The organism is Streptomyces sp. NPDC029296 (genome assembly GCF_055569255.1).
Genome location: NZ_JBVHXT010000007.1, coordinates 194,586 through 202,937 on the forward strand (window position 1 = coordinate 194,586; position 8,352 = coordinate 202,937).

At 73.2% G+C, this 8,352-nt stretch carries 8 protein-coding genes; all 8 read left to right on the plus strand.

The annotated features are described in order from the left end of the window. The first annotated feature begins 5 nt into the window (after positions 1 to 5). The 8 genes from ACZ4W9_RS08715 to ACZ4W9_RS08750 all read left to right on the plus strand — a co-directional run bounded on the left by ACZ4W9_RS08715 (position 6) and on the right by ACZ4W9_RS08750 (position 8,246). Positions 6 to 1,190: an SfnB family sulfur acquisition oxidoreductase gene (locus ACZ4W9_RS08715; protein ID WP_467934162.1), complete on the plus strand. Its 1,185-nt coding sequence runs from the start codon at positions 6 to 8 to the stop codon at positions 1,188 to 1,190. Positions 1,191 to 1,400: 210 nt separating this feature from the next. Next, positions 1,401 to 2,552 (plus strand): LLM class flavin-dependent oxidoreductase, encoded by a 1,152-nt coding sequence (locus tag ACZ4W9_RS08720; RefSeq protein WP_467934163.1) that lies wholly within the window; start codon positions 1,401 to 1,403, stop codon positions 2,550 to 2,552. A gap of 193 nt (positions 2,553 to 2,745) precedes the next feature. Then, the gene (locus tag ACZ4W9_RS08725) at positions 2,746 to 3,216 is read left to right on the plus strand and encodes a hypothetical protein (protein ID WP_467934164.1); all 471 of its coding nucleotides are present in this window, start codon (positions 2,746 to 2,748) and stop codon (positions 3,214 to 3,216) included. An 11-nt stretch (positions 3,217 to 3,227) separates the two neighbouring features. After that, entirely contained in the window at positions 3,228 to 4,298 is a 1,071-nt protein-coding gene (locus ACZ4W9_RS08730) for a Rieske 2Fe-2S domain-containing protein (protein WP_467934166.1), read from the plus strand. Further along, complete coding sequence (locus tag ACZ4W9_RS08735; RefSeq protein WP_467934167.1) at positions 4,295 to 4,525, plus strand: hypothetical protein; 231 nt, start codon at positions 4,295 to 4,297, stop codon at positions 4,523 to 4,525. Before ACZ4W9_RS08730 ends, ACZ4W9_RS08735 begins: the two co-directional genes overlap by 4 nt. Before the next feature lie 84 nt (positions 4,526 to 4,609). Further along, positions 4,610 to 5,578 carry a PDR/VanB family oxidoreductase gene (locus ACZ4W9_RS08740; protein ID WP_467934168.1) on the plus strand — a complete coding sequence of 323 codons (969 nt, stop codon included), beginning with the start codon at positions 4,610 to 4,612 and terminating at the stop codon, positions 5,576 to 5,578. A 153-nt stretch (positions 5,579 to 5,731) separates the two neighbouring features. After that, the gene (locus ACZ4W9_RS08745) at positions 5,732 to 6,508 is read left to right on the plus strand and encodes an IclR family transcriptional regulator (RefSeq protein ID WP_467934170.1); all 777 of its coding nucleotides are present in this window, start codon (positions 5,732 to 5,734) and stop codon (positions 6,506 to 6,508) included. Positions 6,509 to 6,872: 364 nt separating this feature from the next. Further along, on the plus strand, positions 6,873 to 8,246 hold the full coding sequence (locus tag ACZ4W9_RS08750) for a cryptochrome/photolyase family protein (RefSeq protein WP_467934203.1): 1,374 nt from the start codon (positions 6,873 to 6,875) through the stop codon (positions 8,244 to 8,246). The last annotated feature ends 106 nt before the right edge of the window (positions 8,247 to 8,352 follow it).

An 8,352-nucleotide genomic window follows, 5' to 3' on the forward strand; every position in this document is an offset into this window, starting at 1 on the left:
TCACCATGACCGCCCATGTGATCGCCGGCGACGCCGAGGCCCTCGCGGTCGCCGCGGAGCTGGCCGAGGAGTTCCGGGCGCAGGCCGCCTCGCGCGATGCCGAACGCCGCCTGCCCCGGCAGGAACTGGACCTGCTGTCCGCCTCCGGGCTGCTGGCCGTCACCGTGCCCGCCGACCACGGGGGAGCGGACGTCCGCACCGAGACGCTCGCGGAGATCTTCCGCCTGATCGGGACGGCCGACGGCAGCATCGCCCAGATCCCGCAGAGCCACTTCGTGTACGTCAACGTCATCCGCCGCCACGGCACGCCCGAGCAGCGGAAGTTCTTCTTCGCCGAACTGCTCGCCGGGCGCCGCCTCGGCAACGCCCAGTCGGAGGCCGGCACCAGGCACGTCCAGGACATCCGCACCCGGCTGCGGCGCCGTCCCGACGGCTCGTACCTGCTCAACGGCGTCAAGCACTACTGCACCGGCGCCCTGTTCGCCCACTGGATCCCCGTGCTGGCCCGCGCCGAGGACGACAACCTGCACGCGGCGTACGTCCCGCGGGACGCCCCCGGCCTCAGCGTCGTCGACGACTGGGACGGGATGGGCCAGCGGACCACCGCCAGCGGCACGGTCCACCTCACGGATGTCGCCGTGCCCGCCGACCGGGTCCTGCCTCACCATCTGACCTTCCAGGGTCCGCAACTGCACGGCGCTTTCGCCCAGTTGCTGCACGCGGCCATCGACGCGGGCATGGCCGCGGGGGCCCTCGCCGAGGCGGCCGCGTTCGTACGGACGAAGAGCAGGCCCTGGTTCGAGAGCGGGGTGGAGACCGCCGCCGAGGACCCGCTGCTCGTCCAGCGGTTCGGCGAACTCGCCCTCCGGGTCAGAGCCGCCGAGGCACTGCTGCGGGAGGCCGCCCGCACCGTCGACACGGCCCGCGACGACCTCACCGACGACTCCGCGGCCGCGGCGTCCATCGCGGTCGCCGCCGCCAAGGTGGTGGCGGCGCAGGCCGCGGTCGAGGTCTCGAGCGCCCTGTTCGAAGTGGCGGGCACCCGCGCGGCCCTCCACTCGCTTAACCTGCACCGGCACTGGCGCGACGCCCGCACCCACACCCTGCACGACCCGACGCGCTGGAAGGTCCAGCACATCGGACGGTACGTGATCGACGGCACCAGACCACCGCGCCACGGCCTGCTCTAGGAGTCCCGGTCCCTGCCCCGCCCGTGCCGCCGCGGCCGAGCGCGGCTCCGGCGCGCACAGCACCGGCGACACCGACGAAGCCCTCGACCCGGCAGGCCACGCGGGGCCGCCAACCCCCGTTTCCCGTCCGCCTCCCCCCACGGCACAAGGCCGGCACGCCCGCCAGGGCAGTGCCCGGCAGCCGCTCCCGGTACCCCTCTCGGAGTTCCCATGTCTGCCCTCACCTTCCATTGGTTCCTGCCCACGACCGGTGACAGCCGGCACGTCGTCGGCGGCGGTCACGGGTCCACGCCCGGCATCGCCGCCGGGGACCGCCCGGCCTCCATCGGATATCTCGGCCAGATCGCCCGCACCGCCGAGCAGCTCGGCTTCGTCGGCGCACTCACCCCGACGGGCGCGTGGTGCGAGGACGCCTGGGTGACCACGGCCATGCTGACGCAGGTGACCGAGCGGTTGAAGTTCCTGGTGGCCTTCCGTCCCGGGCAGATCGGCCCGACGCTGTCGGCGCAGATGGCCGCGACCTATCAGCGGCTGTCGCACGGGCGACTGCTGCTGAACGTGGTCACGGGCGGCGAATCGGCCGAACAGCGCGCGTACGGCGACTTCCTCGACAAGGACCAGCGCTACGCCCGCACCGGGGAGTTCCTCGACATCGTGCGGCGACTGTGGGCGGGCGAGACGGTCGACCACGACGGTGAGCATCTGCGCGTCGAGGGTGCCGGCTTGAGCCGGTTGCCCGAGCCCGCACCGCGGATCTACTTCGGCGGCTCCTCGCCCGCCGCCGGCGAGGTGGCGGCGCGGTACACGGACGTGTACCTGACCTGGGGCGAGCCGCCGCGGCAGGTGAAGCAGAAGATCGACTGGGTACGCTCGCTGGCCGCCGCTCAGGGCCGGCAGGTGCGCTTCGGCATTCGTCTGCACACCATCAGCCGGGACACGTCGGCGCAGGCGTGGGCCGAGGCGGAGCGGCTGCTCGACGCCATGGACCCCGCACGCATCAGAGCGGTGCAACAGGGCCTGGCGACCAGTGAGTCCGAGGGGCAGCGGCGAATGCGCGAGCTGCACAACAGCGGTGACACCGGCAATCTGGAGATCCACCCGAACCTGTGGGCGGGCATCGGCCTCGTCCGCGGCGGGGCGGGCACGGCACTGGTCGGCAGTCACACGGAGGTCGCCGACCTGATCGAGGAGTACCACCGCCTGGGCATCGAGGAGTTCGTGCTGTCCGGCGTGCCGCACCTGGAGGAGGCGTACTGGTTCGGGGAAGGTGTTCTGCCGGTACTGGAGAGGCGTGGTCTGTGGCGGCATCCGGCGGGCCCGCGCACCGTCGAGGCGGGCAACGTCCCGTTCGCCGCCCGATGATCGCGCCGGCCGCGTTCCCCCGGGCCCGGGCCGACGAGCCGGGCGCCACCGGTCCGGGCGGACCGAGGACGGTCGTGCTCGCCAGCCTGCTGGGCACCACCGTGGAGTGGTACGACTTCTTCCTGTACAGCACCGCCGCGGGACTGGTCTTCGGCAAACTGTCTTCCCCGCGGCCGACGGCACCGTGGGCACGATGCTGTCGTTCGCGACGTTCGCCGTGGGCTTCGTCGCCCGTCCCGTCGGCGGCCTGCTCTTCGGCCACATCGGCGACCGGATCGGCCGCAGGCACACCCTGGCCTTCACGATGGGGCTGATGGGCGTCTCCACCGCCCTCATCGGCCTGCTGCCCACCTATGAGCAGGTCGGCGTCCTCGCTCCCACGTTGCTCCTGGGGATCGTGCACGCCTGGTTCTACGGCGCCCAAGGGACACTGTTCGCCGCCCTGTTCGCCACTTCTGTCCGGTACACGGGCATGTCCTTCGTCTACCAGGTGTCCGGCGGACCTGCACGTGCCCGGCACCGCGCCGCGCTGAACGGCTTCGTCATCGGCCTTCCGGTCAGCGGAAGGCGCCCTGTTCACAGGCCCGTGTCCGCAGCACCCTGGAAACCCAGGCACCGTCCCCACTCCGCAACCGTCGATGCGTCGGGGTCCGCCCGCACGTGAGGGAGATGACGATGACGACGACGTCATTCGCGCGCAACCAGTGGTACGTGGCCGCCTACGGCAGCGAGATCGGGCGGGAGCTGTTCACCCGAACCGTCTGCGGCGAGCCGATCCTCTTCTGGCGTACCGAGGCGGGCGAGGTCACCGCCATGGCCGACCGCTGCGTACACCGCCGTTTCCCGCTCTCCGAGAAACCGAGCCGGCTGGACGGCGACACGGTCGTCTGCGGCTACCACGGCTTCACCTACGGAGCCGACGGCGTGTGCGTGAGGGTGCCCGGCCAGCAGCGCGTGCCGCGCACCGCCCGGCTCGCCTCCTACCCCGTCAAGGAGCAGGACTCCTTCGTGTGGGTGTGGATCGGCGACAAGGACGAGGCCGACGAGACCCGCATCCCCCGCGCCCCCTGGCTGGACTCACCCGGCCACACCACCGTCAGCGGCATGGAACCGCTGGCGGCCCGTCACAACCTCCTCGTCGACAACCTGCTCGACCTGTCCCACGAGACGTACCTGCACGGCGGCTACATCGGCAGCCCCGAGGTCGCCGAGACCCCCATCATCACCGAGGTCGACGAGAAGGCGGGCGTCGTGTACGTCAGCCGCCACATGGACGACGCGGACTGCCCGCCGTTCTACGCCAGGTCCACCGGCATCGACGGCCGCATCACGCGCTGGCAGGACATCGAGTACCACGCTCCCTGCCTGTACCTGCTGCACTCGCGCATCGCCCCCGTCGGCGCCCCCGGCCCGGCCGCGGACGGCAGCGACCCGGGCGCCTTCCACGTCGAGGTCGTCTACGCCATCACCCCTGAGACCGAGTCCAGCACCCACGACTTCTGGGCCGTGGCCCGGGACTTCGCCCTGGACGACCAAGGAGTCTCCGACTTCCTGTACGAGAACAACCGCACCGTCGTGCTCCAGGACGTCGTCGCCCTGAACAGGCTGGAGCAGGTCATCGCCTCCGAGCCGGCCGGGACGCAGGAGCTCAGCATCAACATCGACACCGGTGGCCTGGCCGCCCGCCGCATCCTCAAGCGGCTCGCCGGGGCCGGCGCGACCGAGTCCGCGGCGCGCGTCCGATGAGCCCGCGGCCCACGACGACGCCCGCGGGGGACACGGTCTACCGGATCGTGTGGATCCCCGGCACGGACCGGCTGGGCGGCTGGTGCTGGTGCGGGGAGTCCCGGGAGTCCGAGGACCCGGTGGAACTGTGGGAGTGGCTGCTCGCCCACCCCGACGGGCACCCGGGAGGCGGGCCCGCCCCCGCCCCGGCCTCCGCGCCCCGTCCCGGTCACCCCGTCGGCGTCTGAGCCGCGTATCCGCGTCCTCGCGCGTACCCACGGCTCCCGCGTATTCGTCTGCTCCCGCGTACTCGCATACTCAAGGACTCCCTGATGCCCCCAAGCACCGAAACACCCGAGGCCGGACTCGACCTCGTCGTGGCCCGCCGCGCGGACGAGGCCGACGGCGTGGTCTCGCTCGACCTGCGGCGGGCCGACGCCGCTCCGCTGCCCGCCTGGACGCCCGGCGCGCACATCGACCTGGTGCTCGCCCCGGGTCTCGTACGGCAGTACTCGCTGTGCTCCTCGCCGCAGGACGCCCACGTTTGGCGCGTGGCCGTCCTGCGGGAGGAGGAAGGCCGCGGCGGTTCCCTGCACGTGCACGACAAGCTGTCCGAGGGCGATCCGGTGCGGGTGCGCGGCCCGCGCAACCACTTCCCCCTCGAGGACGCCGAGCAGTACCTCTTCATCGCCGGCGGCATCGGCATCACCCCGATCGTTCCGATGCTGGAGCGGGCCGAACAGCGGGGATGCGCGTGGGAGCTGGCCTACGGTGGGCGCACGCTCGCGTCGATGGCCTTCCGCGACGCACTCGTCACGCGGTACGGGGAGCGGGTGCGCATCCGGTCCGAGGACGTGTACGGGCTGCTCGACCTCGACGCGCTCCTGGGGACACCGCGCCCCGGCACGCTCGTCTACTGCTGCGGACCCGAACCGCTGATCAAGGCCGTCGAGGAGCGGTGCGTCGACTGGCCGGCCGGCACCCTTCACGTCGAGCGGTTCACGCCGAGGGAACCTCAGGCGCCCGCACGGGACGAGGCGTTCGAGGCCGAGCTGGCGCGGACCGGCATCACGGTGACCGTCCCGCCGGGAAAGTCCGTGCTCCAGGCGGTCGAGGAGGCCGGGGTGCAGATCCTCTCCTCCTGCCGGGAGGGCACGTGCGGCACCTGCGAGACGCCCGTGCTCGAAGGTACGGTCGATCACCGTGACTCCCTCCTCACCCCCGCCGAACGGGAGGCGCACGACACGATGATGGTGTGCGTCTCCCGCGCGGCGTGCCCGAGGCTCGTCCTGGACCTCTGACGGCCGGCGCCGACCGGGGCTGGTCGAGCCCGCTCGCAAGGACCGCTCCGAATGTTCGCCAGAGCATTGACGGCGGTAAGGACCCTGCCTAGCTTTGCGGTGACGTGTCCGAGACCGCTGTGGAGCGGCGCGCACCCGAACAAGGAGGTCCGCATGCAGGGCCGAGCCCCGACCGGCAGCTGTTCGGTGACCGCCAGGGCTCTGCAGGTGCTGGAAGCCTTCGCCGCGGACCGGCCCGTCCTGCGGCTCGCCGAGATCTCCCGCCACACCGGCCTGCCCCTCACCACCACCCACCGGCTGGTGAAGGAACTGGTCGGCTGGGGCGCACTCGAACGCGAGGCGGACGGCGGCTACCGCATCGGACTGCGGTTGTGGGAAATCGCCTCGCTCGCCCCACGGGGCCTCGGCCTGCGCGAGGCCGCCCTGCCGTACCTCTCCGACCTCGGGCACATCACCCGCGAGAACGTGCAGCTCGCCGTCCGCGAGGAGTTGTCCGTCGTCTACGTGGAGCGCCTGGCCGGCCGTGACGCGGTTCCGGTCCTCACCCGCGTCGGCGGGCGATTCGACCTCGCGCCCACCGGCGTCGGTCTCGTCCTGCTCGCCCACGCACCCCGTGAGGTGCAGGAACGGGTGCTCTCCCGGCCGTTCGTCCGGCACACGGAGAAGACCCTCTGCACCCCGGACGAGGTCCGTCGCGCTCTCGCGGAAGTGCGCCGCACCGGGGTCGCCATCAGCGACCGGCAGGTGACGATGGACGCCATGTCGGTCGCCGCACCCGTGTGCGGCCCGGACAACACCGCCGTCGCGGCCGTCTCGGTCGTCGCCCACGCCGACGCCGTGAACCCGCACGCCCTCGTCCCGCTGGTGCAGGTCGCGGCGCGCGGGATCTCACGGTCCCTCGGGGCACGACTCAAGTCCTCAGCCGCCTGACGGACACCGCGGGGCCGCCCGAGGGACGGACGCGGGCCGGCGGGCAGGCGTGAACCGGCCCCGCGGTCGAATCGGCCGGCCAGGTTCCGCGCCCCCTTCGCCGATCGGCTCCATGCTCCCGGTTTCCCGGATCGGGGACCTCACTCGCCGGCGCACGCCCCGGCACGGGGCGGTGGGCGGGACGCGTGACGGTGGTCGTGCGGGGACGGCGTGAGCGGTCCTCGGCGACCGGACGGTGAGGCCACGGGCCCACCCGGACGCAACCCGCCCGAACGGGGGACCATCGGCGGCACGCCGCTTCCGTCACCGGCCGGCCGGGCGGAACCATCCGAAAGTGACCTCACCGCGAACGGAAGCGAGCCCCATGCAGACCTCGGTCGTCGTGTTCACCTGCGATCTCCGCCTGTGGGACCACCCGCCGCTGCGCGCGGCCCTGCGCGGCGGAGGCCGGGTGGTACCGCTGTTCGTGCGCGACCCCGCCGTGGACAGGGCGGGTTTCGCCGTACCGAACCGGCTCGCGTTCCTCGCCGACTGCCTGCGCGACCTGGACGCCGGACTGAGGGAACGGGGCGGCCGGCTGGTGCTGCGCGAGGGCGACACGGTGACGGAGGTGTGCCGGGCGGCCGGGGAGACGGACGCCGGCGAGGTGCACATGGCGGCCGACGTGAGCGCGTTCGCCCACGCGCGCGAACGGCGGCTGCGCCGGGCCCTGGAGGCCGGCGGGCGGCGCCTGTACGTGCACGAGACGGTGAGCACCGCCGTCGCGCCGGGCGCGGTGACACCGGCCGCCTCCGACCACTTCGCGGTGTTCACGCCGTACTACCGGCGCTGGTCCGAGCAGGGCCTGCGGGACGTGCTGGAGGTACCGCGCGCGGTCAGCGTGCCGGAACAGGTGGGTTCCGCCCCGCTGCCCGGGCGCGGCGACGTGAGCGGCGCGTCGCCGGGGCTGTGCGCGGGGGGCGAGACGGAGGGACGGCGCAGGCTCGCCGCGTGGCTGCGCTCCGGCGTGGACGCCTACGCCGACCGGCACGACGACCTTGCGGGCGACGCCACCTCCCGGCTCTCCCCCCACCTGCATTTCGGCACGCTGTCCCCGGTCGAGGTGGTACACCGGGCCCGCGGGGCCGGCGGCGCGGGCGCGGAGGCGTTCGTACGGCAGATCGCCTGGCGGGACTTCCACCGTCAACTGCTCGCCGCACGACCCGAGGCCGCCACGCGCGACTACCGCACCCGGCGCGACCGGTGGCGCGTCGGCGGGGCCGCGGAGGCGGACGCCGAGGCGTGGCGCCGGGGCCGCACCGGCTACCCCCTGGTGGACGCGGCGATGCGGCAGCTCCGCCACGAGGGCTGGATGCACAACCGGGGCCGGCTGCTCGCGGCGAGTTTCCTGGCCAAGACGCTGTACGTCGACTGGCGGGTGGGCGCCCGGCACTTCCTGGACCTGCTGGTCGACGGCGACGTGGCGAACAACCAGCTGAACTGGCAGTGGGTGGCCGGCACGGGCACCGACACCCGGCCCAACCGGGTGCTCAACCCCGTCGCCCAGGGCAAGCGGTTCGACCCGGACGGGGCTTACGTGCGGCGCTGGGTGGAGGAACTGGCGGACGTGGAGGGTGGTGCCGTGCACGAGCCGTGGAAGCTTCCGGTCCGGGTGCGCTCCCGGACCGGTTACCCCGAGCCGGTGGTGTCGCTGGCGGAGGGCCTGGAGCGCTTCAGATGGGCCAGGGAGCAGGTCTGAGGCCGGTGCGGGCCCCGCTCGCCCGGCACCTGGCGCGCGGAGCCCCGGGGGGGGCCCCCCCTCCCCCGGAAAACCAGCGAGAGCCGGGTAGGCGGGGCAGGCGGTG

Bases quoted from the DNA above. Each gene is read 5' to 3' on its own strand.
- ACZ4W9_RS08715 (WP_467934162.1), top strand. From the start codon at position 6: ATGACCGCCCATGTGATCGCCGGCGACGCCGAGGCCCTCGCGGTCGCC.
- ACZ4W9_RS08720 (WP_467934163.1), top strand. From the start codon at position 1,401: ATGTCTGCCCTCACCTTCCATTGGTTCCTGCCCACGACCGGTGACAGC.
- ACZ4W9_RS08725 (WP_467934164.1), top strand. From the start codon at position 2,746: ATGCTGTCGTTCGCGACGTTCGCCGTGGGCTTCGTCGCCCGTCCCGTC.
- ACZ4W9_RS08730 (WP_467934166.1), top strand. From the start codon at position 3,228: ATGACGACGACGTCATTCGCGCGCAACCAGTGGTACGTGGCCGCCTAC.
- ACZ4W9_RS08735 (WP_467934167.1), top strand. From the start codon at position 4,295: ATGAGCCCGCGGCCCACGACGACGCCCGCGGGGGACACGGTCTACCGG.
- ACZ4W9_RS08740 (WP_467934168.1), top strand. From the start codon at position 4,610: ATGCCCCCAAGCACCGAAACACCCGAGGCCGGACTCGACCTCGTCGTG.
- ACZ4W9_RS08745 (WP_467934170.1), top strand. From the start codon at position 5,732: ATGCAGGGCCGAGCCCCGACCGGCAGCTGTTCGGTGACCGCCAGGGCT.
- ACZ4W9_RS08750 (WP_467934203.1), top strand. From the start codon at position 6,873: ATGCAGACCTCGGTCGTCGTGTTCACCTGCGATCTCCGCCTGTGGGAC.